This is a genomic window from Sulfurimonas denitrificans DSM 1251 (genome assembly GCF_000012965.1).
Lineage (GTDB): Bacteria > Campylobacterota > Campylobacteria > Campylobacterales > Sulfurimonadaceae > Sulfurimonas > Sulfurimonas denitrificans.
Window position 1 is genome coordinate 1,949,830 of record NC_007575.1, and the last position, 20,228, is coordinate 1,970,057.

The window sequence follows — 20,228 nt, forward strand, 5'->3', positions numbered from 1 at the left end:
GTTTATGATTTTGGATTGTGCAATTATTGGTGGAGGACCTGCTGGTCTAACTGCTGGACTCTACGCTACTCGTGGCGGATTAGAAAATGTAGTTATGTTTGAAAAAGGAATGCCTGGTGGTCAGATTACACAAAGTTCTGAGATAGAGAATTATCCTGGTGTTACAGGCGAAATCAGTGGAATGGATTTAATGATTCCATGGCCAGCACAGTGCCAAAAATTTGGACTTAAGCATGAGATGGTTGCTGTTCTTAGAGTTAGTAAAGATGGAGATATTTTTAAAATTCTTAAAGAAGATGGCACAGTAGCGGAGGCTCACAGTGTAATTGTTTGTACTGGCTCATCTCCAAGACGTGCTGGTTTTAAGGGAGAGAATGCTCTCTTTGGAAAAGGTGTGAGTACTTGTGCTACATGTGATGGATTTTTCTATAAAGGAAAAGAGGTAGTTGTCATTGGCGGAGGCGATACAGCTCTTGAAGAGGCACTTTATCTTGCTAAAATATGCTCAAAAGTATATCTTGTTCACAGACGTGACACATTCCGCTCTGCTCCCAATACGGTAGAGAGAGTTAAAAGAACACAAAACATAGAACTTGTCCTAAACTCCTCTCCACAAGAAGTGTATGGCGATGAAATGGGTGTTACTGGGATTTTTATAAAAAATAACAATGGTGAAATACGTGATATTAAAGTTCCAGGAGTATTTACTTTTGTTGGCAATGATGTAAACAACCAAACCCTAAAACAAAAAGATGGGACCTTTTTATGTGAAATGAATAAACAAGGTGAAGTTATTGTAGATATTAGCATGCAGACTTCCATAAAAGGACTTTTTGCTGCTGGAGATATGCGAGTTGCAGCTCCTAAGCAAGTTGTAAGTGCAGCTGGTGATGGTGCAGTCGCTGCATTAAAAGCAATCTCTTATGTTGATGAGCTATTAAATCACTAAAATAAAATTTTTAAATGTTATAAGTATAAAAGGGGAATAAAATGGTAAAAGTTGGTGTTTTTGGTGCAAATGGAAGAGTTGGTAAACTGCTTATAGACGACCTCAAATTAAGTGAAAATATTAGTCTTAGTTCTGTATATGTAAGAAACTCTCTTGATTTCTCAATTGACCCATCGGTGCTTGTTAGCACTGATATGAAATCATTTCTTAATGCATGTGATATAGTTATCGATTTTTCACTTCCTGAGGCTTGTGAAGATTTGCTTGAAGCTGCAATTAAAACTCCAAAACCTTTAGTTATTGGGACAACTGGATTAAATGCTCATCAACTAAATCTTTTAAAACAAGCAAGTGAGAATATGCCTATTCTATATGCTACAAATATGTCTTTAGGAGTTGCTCTCTTAAACAAGCTCGTACATCAAGCTTCAGCAGCATTAAAAGGCTTTGATATAGAGATTGTAGAGATGCATCATAAACATAAAAAAGATGCACCAAGCGGTACTGCACTCACTTTAGCACACTCAGCTGCAAGTGGGCGTGGTTTAGACCTTAACAAGGTTCGTGTAAGCGGAAGAGATGGCAACATCGGTGAGAGAAATAGTGATGAGATAGCCGTAATGGCTCTTCGTGGCGGAGATATTGTTGGTCGCCATACTGTAGGTTTTTACAACGATGGAGAGTTTATAGAACTAAATCATACAGCTACTTCAAGAAATACATTTAGCAAAGGGGCTATAAGAGCTGCCTCATGGTTAGCAAAAAAAGAAGCAGGACTCTATTCTATAAGTGACTGTTTAGAAATTTAAATCAATTTTATTTTAATTTGATTTTAGTATAATCGCAAAAATATTTAACTATTTAGCCAAGGAGAGAAATGTGCTAGAAGATATGAATGAAAAGTGTGCAGTTGTAGGGATTTATGGCAATAAAGAGGCTTCAAAACTGGCTTATTTTTCACTTCACGCACTTCAACATCGTGGCCAAGAAGCAGCTGGAATAAGCTCTTCAAACGGAGTTAAACTTCAAACTATTAAAAAACGTGGCTTAGTTATGCGTGTTTTTGATGAGAAAAAACTCGAAACCCTAAGAGGCTCAAGTGCAATAGGTCATACCCGCTACTCAACTGCTGGAGATGACTCAATCCTAGATGCTCAACCAGTTTTTGCAAGATATGATTTGGGTGAAATGGCAATTGTTCATAATGGAAATTTAACAAATGCTGAAGAGATTCGCAACAGACTCATAGACAAAGGTGCGATTTTTCAGACATTTATGGATACTGAAAACCTTATCCACCTTATAGCAAAAAGTGAAAAAAGAAAACTCCTAGATAGAATTATTGATGCTGTTGGGAAAATCGAGGGTGCTTTCTCACTTGTCTTTTTAAGTAGAACAAAGATGTTTGCTATGCGTGACCGTCATGGTTTTCGTCCACTAAGCCTTGGAAAACTTCCAGGTGGCGGTTATATTGTTGCTAGTGAAACATGCGCATTTGACCTTGTAGGAGCTGAGTTTATAAGAGATGTAAAGCCTGGAGAACTTCTTATCTTTGATGAAGACAAAGAGCCAGAGAGTATTCAAGTTTTTGAGCCAACTCCAAAGCACTGTATATTTGAATATGTCTATTTTTCAAGACCTGATTCAAAAGTTTTTGGACAAAGTGTTTATCAGACCAGAAAAGATATGGGAAGAGAGTTAGCGCATATAAAACCTGTTGAAGCAGATATGGTTATCCCTGTTCCAGATGGCGGTGTACCAGCGGCTATAGGTTACGCTCAAGAGAGTGGTATTCCTTATGAGATGGGAATTATGAGAAACCACTATATCGGACGAACTTTTATCGAACCTACTCAAGAGATGAGAGATTTAAAAGTTAAAATGAAGCTCTCTCCAATGACTGACATTATCAAAGGCAAAAGAGTTATCGTTGTAGATGACTCAATAGTTCGTGGAACAACATCAAAAAGAATTGTAAGAATGTTAAAAGAGGCAGGAGCTAGTGAAGTTCATATGAGAGTATCTTCTCCTCCAACCACTGATCCATGTTTCTATGGAGTTGACACACCAAATAAAGATAAGCTAATCGCTGCAAATATGAGCCAAGATGATATATGTAAGTTCATTGAAGCTGATTCATTGGCATATCTTGATGAGGCTTCACTTCTTAGAAGTGTTAAAACCGATACAGACAACTACTGTACTGCTTGTTTTACAGGAAAATACATAGTTTAATGAAACAAATTTTTACCTTTGGCAACTACTTACGAGATAAGTTTGGTTGTAAAGTTTATAAAGTCGGTATCAATATCTCTGGTTTTACATGTCCAAATATAGATGGAACAGTAGCGAAGGGCGGATGCACATTTTGTGAGAATGACTCCTTTAGCGCAAGTACAAATGAGACTCAAGAGCTAAAAGGGTTTCATTTAAATCTCAACTCACAAATAAATCCAAATTTAGATAAACAACTTCTACAACTTGAGATGCAATTTAATGCAATTAGTAAAAGACAACGTGATGAGTATGGAGCTAAAAAGTTTTTAGTCTATTTCCAATCTTTTACAAATACCTATGCTCCACTCTCAACACTAAAGGCTCTCTACGAAAAAGCTCTCTCATTTGATAATGTAGTAGGTCTTAGTATTGGCACACGCTCAGATAGCATAACAGATGAGACGTTAGAGTACATAGCACAACTTAACAAAGAAAAAGAGATATGGATAGAGTTTGGGATACAATCAGTCTATGATGAAACACTCAAAAAAATAAATCGCGGTCATGATAGCGCAAATGTTAAAGAGTGGATTTTAAAGGCAAAGAAGAGCGGGTTACATGTATGTGGACATCTTATATTTGGTCTGCCTGATGAGACACAGGAGATGATGCTTCATACCGCAAAAGAAGCTTATCTGTGGGGAATTGATTCTGTGAAGTATCACCCTCTTTATGTTGTAAAAAAAACAGCTCTTGCAAATGATTTTACAAAAGGAGATTTTTTGCCAATTAATGAAGAGTTATATCTTGATACGCTTACAAAAGCTATAAATATGAAGCCAGATACTATTTCAGTTCAAAGAGTAACAGCTGGAATAGATAATGACTCTCTTCTAGCACCAGAGTGGTGTAGAGATAAAAATGCTCAGATTAAAAAGATAAACAGCTCACTCAAACCTTTTAATCTTAAGTATTAATGCGCAGAAACGTTAGAGAAATGTGAAACACTACTAAAGTATGGTGGATAATCAAAATATACTCTAAACTCTTGACTCTCTTTAGGCTTTAAATTTTTTGCTACTACAAACTTATATTCAATTTGCTGCGGTTTGGTATCTTTTCTTGATTCATCAGATATTATAAAATCAAAAAAATCAAAAAAACCTCTTGGGCTAAAAAATGTACCAGCTTTTACATTGCCACTTACATGTCCTTTGTTTACGAGTTTTATCTCAAAGGTGACCTCTCCAATCTCATAATCACCCTCATTTCTTACAATTCCACTATACATAATCTGCTCTGTACTTAAATTTCTTTTATTTTCAAGCTTATAAAGTTTTGCGATTTTCGTATATTTATCAATAACAACTATTGAAACAGCAGACATTAAAATGGTTATAAGCAAAACTGAAAATATTATAGAGAAAACCATGCTCTGTTTTTTCTGCTTTAATGCAAAAAAAACTCCCACACCCAAAACAATAAATCCAATCGTAAATGCTAAATAGTGCCAAAAGTTAAAAAGTGTAATCATCTGCAATCTGCTCCAAGAGAGACATTATAATCACCACCATAAACAAATGGAGAAATAATAATCTTAATTTCACGCTCTTGCCCAATGGCAATATCTTCTTCAACAATCGACATTTTAACGATAGGCTTGAATTTTTTTATATAATCTTTAATTTCGTTGCCACTGAATCTATATACAGTAGCACTAACCTTACAACTTTTAAAATCTCTTTGTGAAACGTTTTTAACTCTTCCATAAACTACAACCGCTTGTGTAAAGGAGAGTTTTTTTTGGCTAGTAAGTGTTGTCTCGTTTTTAAAAAGATAATTGTGCATCTCTACATAACCAACTGTTGAGCCAAATATGAGGATTATAAATGCAAAAAAGATTAAAAATACAGCCAAGAGCGTTTTTTGACGAAAAACTATGCCAATAATTAGCAAAATCAGAAAAACAAGTAACAAAGAACCAAAAAGAATATAATCATAAAGGATTAACTCTTTAATGAATTCGTTTATTTTATACATGTTATTCTATGTATCTCTTGAGTTTTTCTCAGCGATTCCACTCATATCAAATCTGCGAGAGAGCTCTTGTTTGATTCTATCTGGAGATATATTTTTTGCAGCAAGTGCGACAAGCACATGGTAAGTTAAGTCTGCTGCTTCATAAATTATCTCTTTTTCATCACTATCTTTACATGCAAAACTAAACTCAGCTGCCTCTTCTACAACTTTTTTGAGTATTGTATTATCGCCTTTGCTAAGAAGTTTTGCAGTCCATGACGTGCTTGGATCTGCAAATTTTCTCTCTTGAATGGTGTGATAGAGTGTATCAATAACTCCATAAAGAGCTTCACTCTTAACTTCTATCTCGCTCTTTATCGTTCCTGTTTGTAGCTCTGTAAAAAAACAAGAGCGTCTCCCTGTATGGCAAGCTACACCATGCTGTTTAACTTTTATCAAAAGAGTGTCATTATCACAATCGATACTAAAACTATCTATCTCTTGTATATGCCCGCTGCTCTCACCTTTTTTCCAGATACGCTGTTTTGAACGAGAAAAGTAGTGAGCAATTTTTGTGCTAAGCGAGAGCGTTAATGCCTCTTCGTTCATGTATGCCATCATCAACACTTCATTGGTTATGATATCTTGAACAACTACTGGCAGAAGTTCTATTTTCTGCCAGTCTATTTTATTTATAATCTCTTGCATATAAATCTACTCAGTAGCTGTTGAAGTTCTCTGTTTAGCATCTTTCATATCAACCCAGATATTTGGAGTTGATCCACCAGGTGTTAAGAAAATTTTAGCATCTTTATTATCTCTAAGGGCTTCATTAAATTGACCTTGAACTTTCATCTGCTCCAACTGAAGTAGCTGAGTAGTCAATGATTTTGAAATCAAGTAGTTAGCTTTTGATTTTGCATCTGCATCAATTGTAATTGCATCAGCTAGACCTTGAGCTTCAATTCTAGCCTTCTCTGCTATACCTCTTGACTCTGCAGCACGTCTTAGTGCTTCTTGCTCAGCACGCAGAACCTCTTGCTCAGCTTTTTGAACTTGTTGTTTTGCTATTTGAACATTCTCTATCTGCTCTTTTACTTTTGGAGGAAGTAAAATTTCACGAAGCTGAACAGACTGTAAATCTGCTGGAGAGTTCTCTAGCCCCGTTACACTTCCTCTAATTCCAAGTTCTATCTCTTCTGCTATGCTATTTCTCATCTGTGGAAGACTCTCAGCATCGTACTTACCTACAACATTACGAACTACGTCACGTACAACTGGATTGATTATCTTATCTTCCCAGCTAAATCCCCAGTTTGAAATTGTTTGTGCTGCGAATTGCGCATTTAATCTGTACTGCACTGTAAGCTCTATAGCAACTGGAAGACCACGTTTATCTAGAACAGCAATTGCTGGTTGAGCCTTTATGCCTGATGAGAGACTTCCGCCACCAGCTTCAATTCCAGATGCATAGTTAAAGATACGCACCTTTGTATCTACAATATAAACTTTTTGAATTACAGGTAAAATAAAATGTAGTCCTGGAAGAAGCGCTTGATCTTGGTACTTTCCGTTTGTACTTAAAATTCCGCGTTCACCCTCTTCAATAATCGTAAAAGGTTTTGCTAAAACTAAAATAATTATAATTGCTACTAAAAAGTAAGCAACTCCTGCTTTTCCTCCGCCAAAGTTAAAATCTATCTTTGGCATTTGAGGAATATTTCCACCGCCGCCGCTCCCGCCGCTCGATTTTTTCTCAAACCCATCACTCTGGCTCTTTTTCTTATTAAAATAGTCATTCATATCCGATGCCATTGTTATGTTTTCCTTCATGTTTTAATTCCTTAATTTTTTAGTTTACGTATGTTAAGTAGTGCTCATATTTTTTATCTCTGCCAAATACAACGTCAAAATATTTACTTTGAAGTTTTTCTGTCATCTCGCCTCTTGCGCCACATCCTATATCTCTGCCATCAACATGACGAACAGGAGTAATCTCAGCAGCAGTTCCAGTTAAAAATGCCTCATCTGCAACGTAAACATCCTCCCTTGAGAGACGGCGACGCTCAACTTTGATGCCCATATCAGTCGCTAACTCAATCACTGTTTTTTGAGTAATTGATTCTAGTGAGTTGTCGTTTGGAGGAGTAATTAAAACTCCATTCTTTACCATAAAAAAACTAGCCCCCGAAGCTTCTGCAACATAGCCTTGATCATCAAGCAAAAGCGCTTCTTCATATCCACAGTCTATAGCTTCATACTTAGCCATTTGAGAATTTAAGTAGTTTGCAACTGCCTTTGCTTTACCCATATTTGAAGTGTTTGCTGGTCTGCTCATAGATACGATTTTAAGTTTTATCCCTTTTTTCATACCCTCTTCACCAAGATAAGCGCCCCACTCCCAAGCTGCAACAACAGTTTCAACTGGTGCGTGTTTATGGTAAACACCCATAACACCATAACCTAAAAATGCAAATGGACGAAGATATACATTATCGCCCTTAAACTCATTTTTTGCAACTAGTTCTATTTGTGCCTTGTTAAGCTCCTCAACTGAGTAAGGAATTTCCATAATAGTCATCTTTGCAGACTCTTTTAATCTTTTTGTATGGTCATTTAGGCGAAAAATAGCGTAACCTTTTTGGGTTTTATATGCCTTAGTGCCTTCAATTACGCCATTACCATAGTGTAGTGTATGAGAGAGTACATGTACCTTTGCATCATCCCAACTAACAAACTTTCCATTCATCCAAATATACTTAGCTGCATCCATCTGCTTCTCCAATAATTACTACATAAAAATTGTCGCTATTTTATCTAAAATGATGTTTATGTTGTATTAATCCTTGGGAAGTGTCACTTTATAAGGAAGGAAAAAGAGTTATTTACATGTAAAAAATTGATATAAAAATTATTCATTGAGAGATAAAGCTCTAATGGCTTTATCTCTATATAAAAATGTGAAGCAGTTAAGTTTATTGCTATCATTATTAGGAGGGCTAAACCTGATAAAACAACAAAACTATAATTGTTTGCCGATTCCCTTAGTAAGGTTTAGCATAAAGGCCAACCCCTTTCTTGTCTCTTCATCTTTCATCAACTTTAATATACCAAAAAGAGTAGGCACTGGATTGTTTGCACTCTCTCTTTTTGCAAAACGAACTGCATTTTCTGTTATAAATCCAGCCGTAGCTAAGTTATCAACTGTTCCTATCATCTTCTCAACCATTGGTTGTGTTGTCATCTCTATGTTGTCTGAAATAACTGCCATTAGGTCTATAAGATTGTCTATGCGTCCTGTTTGGATTAGCATAGTCATCTTTGCTTCTAGCTCTTGCATCTCTTTTGTTTTTAAAACTTCCACTTTTTCGCTCATCTTTTTCTCCTATACCATACCACGAGCTGCTGCCCAGTAGATGCCTTTATTAAAGCCTTTTCTCACAAAGCTACCTAGTTTACTACAAGGTGTTGGTTGAACATCCTCTTCATAGTTGTACCAAAGAGGCATACCGCAAGATAACCCCATTTGAGCGATGGCAATAACTAGTCCGTCATAGTTCTCTGTTGGGTAACCATGACGAAGTTCTGATGCGATATTATCTGCTACTACATCTGTTTGATTATGTATCGTTCCACCAGCTTTTGATACGGGCAAGTCAACAACATCTCCTAGTGTGTAAACATTACTCAACCCTTTTACCTTTAGAGTTTTTTTATCTGTTGGAAGCCAACCCTCATTATCTAATGCTTGCGAGAGACCTGATTCTCTTATAAATTTTGTAGCTATAAAAGGTGGTGTTGACATGAGTATATCAAACTCAATCTCTTCTCCCTCCGCTGAATAAGCTATCTTCTTCTTGGCATCAACTTTACTCAACGTAAAACCTGTTCTATGTTTTATTCCTGCACCATCAAATACAGCAGGTAAAACTTTTGAAGTTGGCTCTTGAAGAAAAAGCCCATTTGTTACACTTTGCGCATGAGTTGGGTAAGTATAGAGTATCTCAATATTCTCTCTTACACCTCTTTGTGTTAAAAAATCATGCAACATGATGGTTGTCTCAACAGGCGCTATACCACACTGATGTGGAATGTTTGGAGTTTTTGGAAAATTTACTGTAACAAGAACTCTTCCCTTTGTAATGTTATGAAACTTTTTTGCTAACTTTGTAGCACCCTCATAAGTATAAAACCAGTCTCCGCCCTCACTAAGTCCAGGAATTCTATCTGGAGCCGCTTCACAGCCAGTAGCTAAAACTAAAAAATCATACTCAAATTTTTTACCGCTTTTTGCTTTTACAAAGTTGTTCTTTGTATCTATCTCTGTAGCTTCTTGTATCTCAAAGTTTATCTCGCTCATAAGCAGTGAACGCTGGTCTCTTACAAACTCATATCCTTCTGATTTTCCAAAAGCAACATACATAGCACCTGGTCTATAGTAGTGATTTTTAGAGTTAGAAATCAGTGTAATTTCTATCTCACCTCTATCAATCTCTGGCATAAGTTTTTTTGCAAGATTATTTGCAGTCATAGTTCCAGCAGTTCCGCCACCGACTATAAGAATTTTTTTCTTCATACTCTCTCCTTATTTTAGCTATTATGAATGCTAACTTAAAATAAGAAGTTTAGTATAAGGGATGTATAAGATTTGCATAAGGTTTTATCTGCTGAAATTATGCAAGCTACTCTACTCTATATCCAAGCCCTTTAACATTTTCTATAACACCTTGATAGAGTTTTTTTCGGATACCTACTACCACCATTCTAATAGCATCATCACTAACACTCTCCTCCCAAACGCTATGTTCAATCTGCTCTATACTAACTATAGATTTTCTGTTTTTTAACAAAAGTTCAAGAAGCAAAACCTCTTTTTTTGTTAGTTTTATACTCTGCTCATCTTTTTTTACTAACTTCTGTTTGTAGTCATACATGTAGCCCTCATTTAAAAAAAACACCTGCTCATCTACTTTAGCTCTACTTGAAGCTATTGCGACTAAAAATTCATCTATATCTATTGGCTTCTTAAGATAAAAATCAACATTTGACTCTACCGCTCTGTTAATGTACTCTGGGGTATTGTAAGCTGTCATGACAACTCTCGTGGTACTTGGAGAGAGTAGTGATATCTTTTGCAGAAGATGCAAACCATCGACTTGTGGCATCTGGATATCTGAGATGATAACATCAGATGGAGTTTGTTCAAAAAGCTCTAAAGCCTCCATGGCATCTTTTGCAACTCTAACCTCTTTGAAATAGATGGACAAAACACGACTAAGCCACTTTAGAGTGCTCTCATCATCTTCTGCAATCAAAAGAGTAAGGGAGTGTAGTTTTTTATGTATGGCTTGCATCTTAATAACCTTTTTTTAGCATAATAGTAAACTTCGCACCATCTTTAGTGTTTTTGACCCTCAAGAGTCCATTCATGTGGCTCTCTATAATCACTTTTGACATATAAAGCCCTATTCCGCTTCCTTTATCTTTTGTTGTAAAGTATGGATTAAATATCTTTGGCATATCCTCTTTAGAGATTCCTCCACCATTATCAACTATCTCTATTTGAAAATTCTCTTTTACTCTTTTTATGAGTATCCCTATTTTGCCATTTTGCACACTTCTTGAGACTATCGCCATCATTGCATTATTTATCATATTTAATATAACTTGCCTAAACTCATTTGCAAAACCTAAAATGCTCAAATCTAAGCTCTCATCTTTTGTTATCTCTATAGCAATAGTATAGTTTTTCAGTTGTATCTCTATAAGTCTTATGGCATCTTCTATGCTTTGTAAAAGGTTAAAACTCTCTTTTTGCTTAGTTATCCTAAAGAAGACACTAAAGTCATCAATGGTTTGGGACATGTAGTTTAGTTTTTGCATCATTTCTGCTTCTATCTCTTTTAAAAACTTAACATCTATATTTTTCTGGCTTGAGATATGTCTTAGCCCTTGGACTATGATGCCAAGGCTATTTAGCGGTTGCCTCCATTGGTGGGCAATAGAATCTATCATCTCGCCCATAGCAGCTAGTCTTGACTGATGACACATTATCTCATGTTGCTGGGTTCTTTTTGCGACTTCTATCTCAACTTGTTTTTTTAGTTTGTCTTGGTACATAATATCTTCTGTAATATCTGAAGTTATCATGATAATTTCATCTCTGCTTTGCAGATATGCCAAAGACATACTAGCGTTTATATGGATGCCAGACTTTGTAACACAAACTTTTTTAAACTTCTCAAAACTTCCAAACTCTATCGCTTTTTCAACTGCAGTTTTTGATGGAGCTGCGTACTCAGCAGATGAGAGAGAGATACATGAGTGGCTATATAACTCCTCCATCGTGTACTCCATCATATTTTGAAAGAACTTGTTCGCATATAAAAACATTCCATTTCTATCTAGGATAGAAATTCCGTTTGCAGCAAGATCAAAAACTGCTTGAAGCTCCTCTTTTTTAGAAGTAAGTTCGCCCAAACTCTGTTTTAGTTTTGATTCAACTTCAAAGTAGGATGTAATATCGTAAAAGTAAAAGATATTAGAGTTAAAATAAACCTCATACTCTCGTCCATCCCAGCTAATATTGCAGCTCTTAGACTTTTTTTTCTTAAGTTTTTTAACTCTCTTGTAAGCCTTTGCATCAAAGATATCTTTTAGCTTTTGATATTTTAATTTTTTTAAACTCTTTTTTCCACCATAAACACCAAGAACCACCTTTCCATCACTCTTTAGAACAATTGATTTTGGCATATTTTTTAAAATATCTAATTTTTTCATCATTTTATATAGTAGCTAAAATTCATTAAAACATTTACATGTAGAATTATTGTTGAGATATAAAGCCCTCAGTGGGCTTATATCTATTAATGTTTATATCCTACCAATGAACCTCAGCAGTAAGCATTACAGAATCCCAGTCTTTAGAGTTACTCTCCTCAATGTTATATGATTGACCTGAAAGCAACCATTTAAAGTTTCTGTTTTGTTGCCATGCAACACCGTAAATAGCATTCTCTTCAGTTGAAGCAACTACACCCGTTGTTGTATTTTCATTTTCCCACTCATCATAACGAGCAAAAGCGGAGAACTGTTTTTTCTCGCCAAAACGATAAGTACCGTTTACTGAGTAACCTTGTCCATTCCAGTTGCTGTCATTTGCAAGATCGTTATCAGAAGTTACATACTGAGCTGAAATTAAGAATGACGGGTTGTTATAAACTGTATGCAAACCATAAAATTTATAATTCTCAGACTTACCTAATGAGTTGGCATTATGAGAGTTATCCATGTTGTATTGACCAAAAAATGATGCATCAAAATAGCTGTCTTTTAACGGTTTTCTCTTTTTATCGCCGTTACCAAGTAGGGCAGCAGTTAATCTCCACTCAGCAGATACACCATCACCTAACTCCTCATCATTAGCACCCGAGCTATCGTTAGTACCGTGATAACCTTCGCCGTTAAATATACCAAGTTCAGATGTAAAGTAAGGAGTTTTTGTTTTAAAATTAACACCCAAATCTGCCGAATTAGTAAGATGTGCTGCTTCATCAGCCTCTACGAATACTTTAGAGATAGAACGCATCCACCAACCTTGGTGCTCTTCATAGTCAATCCAAGGACGGTGAGCCATACCAAATTCAACACCTGTATAAGGTAAAATATCATTTAAATAAAGGTAAGCATACTTAACAAAAACATCAGCATGTCCACCTGAGTTAGCTGTTGAGTTTGAGTAAGTCCCATCTAATGTTACACGCACGTAGCTCTTTGGATCATCCATAACATAAGCTTTTACTTGAACATAGTTTCTACGCATTTCAAAATTATTAGTCGTATCTCCGCTTTTCATATTTTTATTGATAAAACCTAAATAGTGAGTACCGCTAAACTCTAACTTTGAGCTTTTTGCAAAAACTGAAGTCTCGTCATTTTTTATAGCAATGCGATCTGCAGCAGATGTTGTGAAAACTTGACCTTTGTCATCTACATAAAACTGCTGTGAAGCACTTAAGCTAGTTGCACTAACCGCTAAAGCAGCTATAGTTGATAAAACAATTTTTTTCATTTTTAAATCCCTTATTTTTTGTATGGAAATTATAAAATTATTAGATTACGAAAACATTACAATCTTTGCAAGAAAATAAAAAGATTTTAAAACGAAAATAAGCCACACTATTTGAGAAGATAGTGTGGCTTGTAGGAGATTTTCTTAGGAGAGAAAAATTGTTACAACACTACATGTAGCTGGTTATTTTATATTAGTTGTCCAATACTCTTTAATCATATTTTTAGTCTCCTCAGGAAGAGGAATATAACCTAACTTTTTAGCTGATTCGTCACCGTTTTTAAATGCGTAATCATAAAAAGCTATTACCTTTTTATTCATATCGCCGCCTTCTCTAGGAAGAAGTATGAATGTAGCCGCAACGATTGGGTAAGATGTATCACCTTGCTGCAGTGCTAAAACAGAGTAAAAGTGCTCCGCTTTTGTCCAAGTAGCATATTTTGCAGCAGCTTTGAAGTTCTCTTCTGTTGCTTTTACCCATTTTCCATTAGCAGTTTTTAAAATAGCCGCACTTAGGTTATTTTTCTCTTTATAAGCATTTTCTATGTATCCGATTGAGTAAGGAGTCTGCTTAAGCAAACTTGCTACACCTTCATTGCCTTTTGCGCCTATTCCAGTAGCCCAGTCAATCGTCTTACCTGTTCCGAAACTCTCTTTCCAATTTTTAGAACTTTGTGTCAGATAATACGTAAAGTTAAAAGTTGTTCCGCTTCCATCCGAACGGTGTACAACTATGATTTTTTGATTTGGAAGATTAAGCCCTTGATTATCCACTGCGATAGCTTTATCATTCCACATTGTAATTTTTCCTGCAAAAATATCTGCTACAACTTCATTGCTAAGCTTAAGAGTTTCATCAGCAACTCCATCTACGTTAAATGCAACTACGATTGAACCAATCACTGCTGGAAACTGAAATAGGTTATCCTTTGCAAGTGCTAACGTGCTTAGAGCTTCATCAGATGCACCAAACTCAACAACTCTTTTTGCGATTTGCTTGATTCCTCCGCCTGAACCTATTGACTGATAATTTACAAGATTTGTTGTATCTTTTTTATAGTTATATGCCCAATCATAATATAGAGGAGCAGGAAACGAGGCACCTGCACCGTTTATCTTATCCGACGCAAATGAAGAACTAATTGATGCTGCTGCAACCAAAGTAACTAAAGCTAATTTCTTTAACATTTGTTTTCCTTTTTGAATGTTTAAGAAATTATAATGGCTCCTTATTACAAGATGATTACAGCTACTACTTGTTCTTTGGCGAAAACTTAAATTTACTCTCCATGGCTATTGCTTCATCTCTGCCATATACTATAATATCTCTATCTACCTCTATTTGAGTATTATCTATCTTATTTGGATAATCAACAAAGTTTAAAATATGCTTGATTGTATTGATTCTAGCTTTTTTCTTATTGTCACTTTTTACAACTGTCCATGGAGCGGTCTCTGTGTGTGTTGCGCTTAACATCATGTACTTTGCAAGAGCATACTCATCCCATAAATCTTGAGCTTTTAAATCAACATCAGATAATTTGTACTGCTTAAGAGGATCTTGCTCTCTTTGTGCAAATCTTCTTTTTTGCTCCTCTTTTGTTACTGAAAAATAGAATTTAAATATTTTTATATCCTCTTCTACTATCATCTTCTCAAACTGTGGTGCGTCTTTTAAAAACTTATGATGCTCCCTCTCGCTACAAAATCCCATAACAGGCTCAACCATAGCTCTGTTGTACCAACTTCTATCAAAAAGAACTATCTCTCCAGCACTTGGCAAATTTGCTGCGTATCTTTGAAAATACCACTGTGTTCGTTCTTGATCACTTGGTTTTGTAAGTGCTACAACTCTAGCACCTCTTGGATTTAGATGCTCAGTTATTCTCTTAATCGTACCGCCCTTTCCAGCAGCATCACGCCCCTCAAAAATCATAAGAACTTTAAGTCCATTCTCTTTTACATGATTTTGAAATTTAAGCAGTTCAATTTGAAGTTTTTCCAACTCCTTCTCATAAAGCAGTGTCTCTTTCTTTACCCAAATCTTTATCTTCTCATCTTTTTTATTTTCTTTTTTTTCTATTTTTGTTTTAGATTTTTCTCTCATAAATAACTCCTTTTAAAGAAGTATATAAAAAAAATCTTACTTTTGTAATCTTTTTGTAATCAAAGAAACATAAAATTCAGCACTTATTTTATAAAGGGGTAAACTGCTTGAGTATTTTTATAGATAAATTTTTTGCAAACATAACAAAACTTATCGCTTTTAGTATCTTATTGCTTGTTGCTTGGATATTTACTATACTTTTTGAATACTCTCTAGAATCGATAAAAGCATTTGGTTTTCTTTTTATTACAGAGGATAAATGGGCACCAAACTTAGAAAAATTTGGTGCTCTTCCTGCTATTTACGGTTCAGTTGTATCCACTTTTTTAGCAATGATTTTAGCTGTACCCATCGCTATTGGTGTTGCAATTTTTCTAAGTGAGATAGCTCACGCAAAGCTTAAAGCTACAGTTGGCGTATCGATAGAACTTCTCGCTGCTATTCCATCTGTTGTCTATGGTATGTGGGGACTTTTTTACTTTGTGCCTATTATTCGTGATATATTTGGCGGAATCGGAATCAGCATGCTGAGTGCTGGTATTGTTCTTAGCATTATGATTTTACCTTTTATGGCAGCTGTTACTCGTGATGCAATGAACACAACTCCAGATATTTTAAAAGAGTCTGCTTATGCTCTTGGCTCAACCAAATGGAATGTTGTTAAAGATATTATCATTCCTTACGCAAAGGCTGGAATTATCGGCTCATTTATATTGGCTCTTGGTCGTGCTATTGGCGAAACAATGGCTGTAACATTTGTTATGGGCAACGTCCATAAAATCTCAACAGATTTGACACAACCAGCAACATCAATTCCTGTAACACTTGCAAATGAGTTCGCAGAGGCCAATAGCACTCTTTACTACTCATCTCTTTTTGAACTCTCTTTACTTCTTTTAGTGGTTAGCTTTACAATTATTTCCATAGCTAAGTTCTACTTTTTACGCAGAAGAAAGGCTCTATAATGACATACACTCAAAAAAGAATCATAATAAATAAAGCAGTAATGACGCTCTCTACGCTCTGTGCTATTATTGGAATGGGCTTTTTATTTTGGATTTTAAGCGTTCTTGTTATCAATGGTATTGATGCACTGAGTGCAAATATCTTTTTAAATGAAGGTGCCCCTCCTGGAAATGATCAAGGCGGTTTAAAACATGCACTTATAGGACAGCTTTATCTCGTTGGTTACGCTTCTATTTTTGGTGTTCCGCTTGGAATATTGGCTGGTACATACCTTAGTGAATATAGTCAAAAATCAAAAATAGCAGAGGTAGTACGTGATATCTCAGATATTATGATGTCTGCACCTTCGATTGTTATTGGTGCTTTTGTTTATGCGGTAGTTGTAACTCCAATGGGACACTTTAGCGGTTGGGCAGGTTCAATAGCTCTGACAATCATAATGCTACCTATTATCCTAAGAACAACAGATGATATGCTTCAACTTGTTCCATCAACACTAAGAGAAGCCGCATTTGCGCTTGGTGCGCCTAAGTACAAAGTAATTATTCAAGTTGTTTATCGTGGGGCAAAAGCTGGTATTTTAACAGGAATTTTACTTGGAGTAGCACGTGTAGCAGGAGAGACTGCTCCGCTTCTTTTTACATCTTTTAATGATAATTTTTTAAATACAGACATGATGCAACCTATGGCATCACTTACCGTAACTATGTACAACTATGCCTCAAGTCCTTATGAAGATTGGCAACAACTTGGCTGGGCAGCTGCTTTTATACTTAGCATGTTCATCTTAACACTAAATATTTTAGGAAGACTATTTTTACTCAAAAAGAGAGGCAAACATTAATGGCAACAATAATTGAAATAAATAAAAAAAAAGCACTTGAAGTTAAAAACTTTGAATTTACCTATGCGAAAGCAGATGTACCAAGTGTAAAAAAACTATCTATGCCTGTGGCAAAACATAACATAACTGCTCTTATTGGACCATCAGGATGTGGAAAAACAACTCTTCTTAGAAGTTTTAACCGTATGCATGATTTATATCCAAACAACAAATATTCAGGCGAAATTACTTTTAAAGATAGAAATATTTTAACATCAAAAGAGGATTTGATAAAACTTAGAATTCAAATAGGGATGATTTTTCAAAAACCGACCGCTTTTCCAATGAGTATCTTTGATAATGTTGCTTATGGACTAAAACTTCAGGGTATAAAAAACAGAACTGAACTTAGTGGCAGAGTTGAAAAAGCGCTCAAAGATGCAGCTATTTGGAATGAAGTAAAAGATAGGCTAAAACATGATGCAAATGGCTTGTCTGGTGGTCAGCAACAAAGACTCTGCATAGCCAGAGCCGTCGCTGTTGAGCCAGAAGTTCTACTCTTTGATGAGCCAACCTCCGCACTTGATCCTATCTCAACAGGCGGGATTGAAGAACTTATCGTTGAACTAAGAGAGAGAGTCTCTATCATAATTGTTACGCACAATATGCAACAAGCTGCCAGAGTTAGTGACTACACTGGATTTATGTACCTTGGAGAGCTAATTGAACTTGGCAAAACAGAAGAGATATTTGTAACACCTAAAGAGAAATTAACAGAAGAGTATATAACTGGAAAATTTGGTTGAAAAATAGAACTAAAACCGCATAAAAAATATAAAAAGGATAAACAGATGGGAACAAAATATCATGAAAGAATAAACTTTATAAAAGATAAACTATCACTTCTTTTAAAAGATATCATAGCTGCTGATGAACTGTCATTGGAGGCATTTAAGAGTGATGATGCAAATAAATTCAAAGAAGTTGAAACATTGTTAGCAAAGATAGGATTAATAGGCGATGAGATTGACAATGAAGTAATAAAAACATTTGCACTTTTTGGACCTGAAGCTAATGAACTCCGCTTTTTAATAACATTTTTAAAAATGACAAATGAGCTTATAAGCATTGGAGGAGGAGTAAAAAAATATGCACGCAGAATGAGCGAACACTCAAAGAGCGGATGTACTATTGAGCCATTCAAGCCTAGTATCTTACTGCTTCATAAAAGCAGTATAAATGCACTTAAATATATTTTAGAGTGTTTTACAAATATTCAAGAGTGCAATTATGAGGATAATTACAGAAAAGTTCTTGTTGAAGAGAGTATGAATGATGATCTTTTTTCTGTGCTTGAAAAAGAGATATTAAATAAAATAATTGATGAAAAAGAGCTCTCAATTGAGTATGTAAAAGTGCTTGGCAGTTTAAGAAAACTAGAGAGATCCTGTGACAGATCAGTAAATATTGCCAACCTTATGATGTACGCAAAATTGGGCGGAGAGATTAAATTTTTTCAGTGATTGCCTAAAATTTAGACAATTAAAATTACATTTTCTATATATTTTGAGATATACTTCACTTATTAAAACTTAGGAGAAACAGATGGGAAAATTTGTAAATTCCATAGAAGAATTTTTTTCTTTTTGCCAAGAAAATGATGTTAAATATGTAGATTTAAGATTTACTGACTTAAAAGGTACATGGCACCATGTTACTTATAGAGCAAGTGCTATAAACGAAGATAATTTAACAAATGGTTTCCCGTTTGATGGCTCTTCCATAGACAAATGGCAACCAATAAACAAGTCAGATATGATTTTAAAAGCTGATGTTCCTACTGCTTTTTTAGATCCTTTTACAGCTGATCCTACCATTATAATTTTTTGTGATGTTTATGACATCTACAAAGGTCAGATGTATGAAAAATGTCCTCGCTCAATCGCAAAAGCTACTCTAAAACATGCAGAATCTCTTGGTATTGCTGATGCTGCATATTTTGGTCCTGAGAATGAATTTTTTGTTTTTGATGATGTAAGAGTCATAGACAACATAAATGAAGCAGGATATAAAATCGATACTGAAGAGGGTGACTGGAACTCTAACACTCACTACCCAGATGGCTACAACAGCGGACATCGTGGCGGTGTAAAAGGTGGGTACTTCCCAGTTGCTCCAATCGATACTCAGGTTGATTTAAGAGCTGAGATGATGGATGTGTTAGAGCAAGTTGGACTTGAAGTAATTTTAGGTCACCATGAAGTAGCGCAAGGTCAGGGTGAAATTGGCATAGTTTTCTCTGATATGATTGGAGCTGCTGATAATGTTCAAAAATTAAAATATGTTGTAAAAATGGTAGCCCACTTAAATGGCAAAACTGCAACTTTTATGCCAAAACCTCTTTTTGGTGATAATGGAAATGGTATGCATGTTCACCAATCTCTTTGGAAGGATGGAAAAAATCTTTTCTACAAAGAGGGAAATTATGCTAATCTCTCAGAGATGGCTCTTAACTATGTAGGCGGTATTTTTAGACATGCAAAAGCTCTAGCTTCTATTACAAACCCATCTACTAACTCATATAAGAGACTTATCCCAGGATTTGAAGCACCTTCGATTCTTACCTATTCAATGCAAAACCGCTCTGCATCTTGCCGTATCCCTTATGGTGCAGGAGAAAAAACTACTCGCATTGAGATGAGATTTCCAGACTCTACTGCTTGCCCTTACTTAGCATTTTCTGCTCTAATGATGGCTGGACTTGATGGTATCAAAAATAAAACTGTTCCTGTTGGACCAATGGATGAAGATTTATTTGAACTAAGTTTAGATGAGATTCGTGAAAAAGGGATTCCTCAAATGCCTCATACTCTACGTGAAGCAACAGAAGCACTTATAGCAGATAACGAATTTTTAAGACCTGTGTTTTCAAAAACATTTATTGATGATTATCAGCACTACATGTTTGAGAGACAAATCTGGCCTGATGAGAGCCGTCCAACTGCTTATGAGTTCAAAACAACTTATAGCTGTTAACACATTTCAAACCTTTATCCTCGCTTTTTGCGAGGTTTTA

Annotated in this window: 21 protein-coding genes; 9 read left to right on the forward strand and 12 right to left on the reverse strand. The window is 35.6% G+C overall.

Annotated elements, in window-relative coordinates; translation table 11 throughout:
- Window positions 1–7: 7 nt before the first annotated feature.
- The 4 genes from trxB to SUDEN_RS09720 all read left to right on the forward strand — a co-directional run bounded on the left by trxB (window position 8) and on the right by SUDEN_RS09720 (window position 4,143).
- A complete protein-coding gene (trxB, locus tag SUDEN_RS09705; RefSeq protein ID WP_041672568.1) occupies window positions 8–949 on the forward strand; it encodes a thioredoxin-disulfide reductase in 942 nt (313 codons plus the stop codon).
- A 41-nt stretch (window positions 950–990) separates the two neighbouring features.
- Entirely contained in the window at window positions 991–1,758 is a 768-nt protein-coding gene (gene dapB, locus SUDEN_RS09710) for a 4-hydroxy-tetrahydrodipicolinate reductase (RefSeq protein ID WP_011373484.1), read from the forward strand.
- Between the two features lie 70 nt (window positions 1,759–1,828).
- Entirely contained in the window at window positions 1,829–3,184 is a 1,356-nt protein-coding gene (gene purF / locus SUDEN_RS09715) for an amidophosphoribosyltransferase (protein WP_011373485.1), read from the forward strand.
- On the forward strand, window positions 3,184–4,143 hold the full coding sequence (locus tag SUDEN_RS09720; RefSeq protein ID WP_011373486.1) for a TIGR01212 family radical SAM protein: 960 nt from the start codon (window positions 3,184–3,186) through the stop codon (window positions 4,141–4,143). The genes purF and SUDEN_RS09720 overlap by 1 nt, the downstream gene beginning before the upstream one ends.
- Here the strand turns inward: SUDEN_RS09720 and SUDEN_RS09725 are convergent.
- The 12 genes from SUDEN_RS09725 to ppk2 all read right to left on the reverse strand — a co-directional run bounded on the left by SUDEN_RS09725 (window position 4,140) and on the right by ppk2 (window position 15,363).
- Window positions 4,140–4,700 carry a DUF2393 domain-containing protein gene (locus tag SUDEN_RS09725; protein WP_011373487.1) on the reverse strand — a complete coding sequence of 187 codons (561 nt, stop codon included), beginning with the start codon at window positions 4,698–4,700 and terminating at the stop codon, window positions 4,140–4,142. The two genes, SUDEN_RS09720 and SUDEN_RS09725, sit on opposite strands and share 4 nt — an antisense overlap.
- A complete protein-coding gene (locus tag SUDEN_RS09730; protein ID WP_011373488.1) occupies window positions 4,697–5,206 on the reverse strand; it encodes a DUF2393 domain-containing protein in 510 nt (169 codons plus the stop codon). The genes SUDEN_RS09725 and SUDEN_RS09730 overlap by 4 nt, the downstream gene beginning before the upstream one ends.
- 6 nt (window positions 5,207–5,212) lie before the next feature.
- On the reverse strand, window positions 5,213–5,893 hold the full coding sequence (gene hisIE / locus SUDEN_RS09735) for a bifunctional phosphoribosyl-AMP cyclohydrolase/phosphoribosyl-ATP diphosphatase HisIE (RefSeq protein WP_011373489.1): 681 nt from the start codon (window positions 5,891–5,893) through the stop codon (window positions 5,213–5,215).
- A 6-nt stretch (window positions 5,894–5,899) separates the two neighbouring features.
- On the reverse strand, window positions 5,900–7,000 hold the full coding sequence (locus SUDEN_RS09740; RefSeq protein WP_041672569.1) for a prohibitin family protein: 1,101 nt from the start codon (window positions 6,998–7,000) through the stop codon (window positions 5,900–5,902).
- 37 nt (window positions 7,001–7,037) lie between these two features.
- Window positions 7,038–7,958 carry a branched-chain amino acid transaminase gene (locus SUDEN_RS09745; protein ID WP_011373491.1) on the reverse strand — a complete coding sequence of 307 codons (921 nt, stop codon included), beginning with the start codon at window positions 7,956–7,958 and terminating at the stop codon, window positions 7,038–7,040.
- 249 nt (window positions 7,959–8,207) lie between these two features.
- The gene (locus SUDEN_RS09750) at window positions 8,208–8,561 is read right to left on the reverse strand and encodes a DUF1641 domain-containing protein (protein ID WP_011373492.1); all 354 of its coding nucleotides are present in this window, start codon (window positions 8,559–8,561) and stop codon (window positions 8,208–8,210) included.
- A 9-nt stretch (window positions 8,562–8,570) separates the two neighbouring features.
- On the reverse strand, window positions 8,571–9,761 hold the full coding sequence (locus SUDEN_RS09755) for an NAD(P)/FAD-dependent oxidoreductase (protein WP_011373493.1): 1,191 nt from the start codon (window positions 9,759–9,761) through the stop codon (window positions 8,571–8,573).
- A gap of 106 nt (window positions 9,762–9,867) precedes the next feature.
- Window positions 9,868–10,539 (reverse strand): response regulator transcription factor, encoded by a 672-nt coding sequence (locus SUDEN_RS09760; protein ID WP_011373494.1) that lies wholly within the window; start codon window positions 10,537–10,539, stop codon window positions 9,868–9,870.
- 1 nt (window position 10,540) lies between these two features.
- Complete coding sequence (locus SUDEN_RS09765; protein ID WP_011373495.1) at window positions 10,541–11,968, reverse strand: PAS domain-containing sensor histidine kinase; 1,428 nt, start codon at window positions 11,966–11,968, stop codon at window positions 10,541–10,543.
- A gap of 97 nt (window positions 11,969–12,065) precedes the next feature.
- Entirely contained in the window at window positions 12,066–13,256 is a 1,191-nt protein-coding gene (locus tag SUDEN_RS09770) for a hypothetical protein (protein ID WP_011373496.1), read from the reverse strand.
- 183 nt (window positions 13,257–13,439) lie between these two features.
- The gene (gene pstS, locus SUDEN_RS09775) at window positions 13,440–14,444 is read right to left on the reverse strand and encodes a phosphate ABC transporter substrate-binding protein PstS (protein WP_011373497.1); all 1,005 of its coding nucleotides are present in this window, start codon (window positions 14,442–14,444) and stop codon (window positions 13,440–13,442) included.
- Window positions 14,445–14,508: 64 nt separating this feature from the next.
- Window positions 14,509–15,363 carry a polyphosphate kinase 2 gene (ppk2, locus tag SUDEN_RS09780; protein WP_011373498.1) on the reverse strand — a complete coding sequence of 285 codons (855 nt, stop codon included), beginning with the start codon at window positions 15,361–15,363 and terminating at the stop codon, window positions 14,509–14,511.
- 107 nt (window positions 15,364–15,470) lie between these two features.
- Here ppk2 and pstC point away from each other — a divergent pair, with 107 nt between their 5' ends.
- The 5 genes from pstC (at window position 15,471) to glnA (ending at window position 20,188) form a co-directional block, all read left to right on the forward strand.
- On the forward strand, window positions 15,471–16,328 hold the full coding sequence (pstC, locus tag SUDEN_RS09785) for a phosphate ABC transporter permease subunit PstC (protein WP_011373499.1): 858 nt from the start codon (window positions 15,471–15,473) through the stop codon (window positions 16,326–16,328).
- Complete coding sequence (gene pstA, locus SUDEN_RS09790; protein WP_011373500.1) at window positions 16,328–17,173, forward strand: phosphate ABC transporter permease PstA; 846 nt, start codon at window positions 16,328–16,330, stop codon at window positions 17,171–17,173. The genes pstC and pstA overlap by 1 nt, the downstream gene beginning before the upstream one ends.
- Window positions 17,173–17,958, forward strand: a complete 786-nt coding sequence (gene pstB, locus SUDEN_RS09795) for a phosphate ABC transporter ATP-binding protein PstB (protein WP_011373501.1) — start codon at window positions 17,173–17,175, stop codon at window positions 17,956–17,958. The genes pstA and pstB overlap by 1 nt, the downstream gene beginning before the upstream one ends.
- 45 nt (window positions 17,959–18,003) lie before the next feature.
- A complete protein-coding gene (locus tag SUDEN_RS09800; RefSeq protein ID WP_011373502.1) occupies window positions 18,004–18,675 on the forward strand; it encodes a phosphate signaling complex PhoU family protein in 672 nt (223 codons plus the stop codon).
- Window positions 18,676–18,757: 82 nt separating this feature from the next.
- Window positions 18,758–20,188, forward strand: a complete 1,431-nt coding sequence (gene glnA, locus SUDEN_RS09805; protein WP_011373503.1) for a type I glutamate--ammonia ligase — start codon at window positions 18,758–18,760, stop codon at window positions 20,186–20,188.
- The last annotated feature ends 40 nt before the right edge of the window (window positions 20,189–20,228 follow it).